Genomic DNA, 1,048 nt, shown 5'->3' with positions numbered 1-1,048 from the left:
GTGATCATGATGCGGTTGCGCAGCACCAGGTGCTTCAGCTGATAGGGCTGCAGAAGGGGATCGTTCGACATCGGCTCTGCCTGTGCGGGGTGGGGAGTCGCCGTTCAGGATCGGGGTAATGTTCATATGTGTCAATTAAAAAATCAATCATGCACACAACGGGATCATGACAGGACATTTTTTCTTGCGGCGAATCGAATACCGGGCTACTGCAAGGGCATGAGAAATCGTGCAGCAACCGCTGAAACCGGATGGCGTGGGTCGCGTGAGGGNAATGTTCATATGTGTCAATTAAAAAATCAATCATGCACACAACGGGATCATGACAGGACATTTTTTCTTGCGGCGAATCGAATACCGGGCTACTGCAAGGGCATGAGAAATCGTGCAGCAACCGCTGAAACCGGATGGCGTGGGTCGCGTGAGGGCTGGCTGGAGGCCGGCTACCAGGCGCTGATCGACGGCGGCATCGACGCGGTGAAGATCCAGCCCCTGGCCCGGCATCTGAACCTGTCGCGCACCAGCTTCTACTGGTTCTTCGAGGATCGCGAGGCGCTGCTGACCGCGCTGATCGACGGCTGGGAGGAGCGGACGACCGATCCCCTGGTCAAGGCGGCGCAAGAATATGCCGAGAGCCGGGCGGAGGCGATGCTGAACGTGCTGGCCTGCTTTCTGTCGGGGGTCTTCGACAGCAAGCTGGAATTCGCGGTGCGCAGCTGGGCCTTGCAGGACGACACGGTGGCCGTGCGCGTCGCGGCCGCGGACGAGACGCGGCTTTCGGCGCTGCGCGAGATGCTGGTGCGCTGGGGGCATGGCGAGCAGGAGGCCGACGTGCGGGCGCGCACCATCTATCTGACGCAGATCGGCTATATCTCGATGCGGGTGCAGGAGGAGCTGGAAACCCGGCTCGCGCGCATCCCGACCTATGTCGAGATCTATACCGGGCAGAGCGCCGAGCCGCGCGAGATCGCCCGCTTCAACGCCCGGGTGAAAACCGCCGCCAAGCCGCCACCGTAACAGCGCCCCGGCAGCGATATGGAGAGGCTGC

Annotated in this window: 1 protein-coding gene; it reads left to right on the top strand. The window is 61.5% G+C overall.

Annotation, left to right across the window (positions count from 1 at the left end; translation table 11 throughout):
• Positions 1 to 375: 375 nt before the first annotated feature.
• Positions 376 to 1,017: a TetR/AcrR family transcriptional regulator gene (locus ACDP63_RS24980; protein ID WP_024844568.1), complete on the top strand. Its 642-nt coding sequence runs from the start codon at positions 376 to 378 to the stop codon at positions 1,015 to 1,017.
• The last annotated feature ends 31 nt before the right edge of the window (positions 1,018 to 1,048 follow it).

This window comes from Paracoccus sp. P2 (genome assembly GCF_046335115.1).
GTDB classification, from domain to species: Bacteria; Pseudomonadota; Alphaproteobacteria; order Rhodobacterales; family Rhodobacteraceae; genus Paracoccus; species Paracoccus pantotrophus.
The sequence above is the reverse complement of the archived record's forward strand: the minus strand, read 5'-3'. Positions and strand labels throughout refer to the sequence as shown.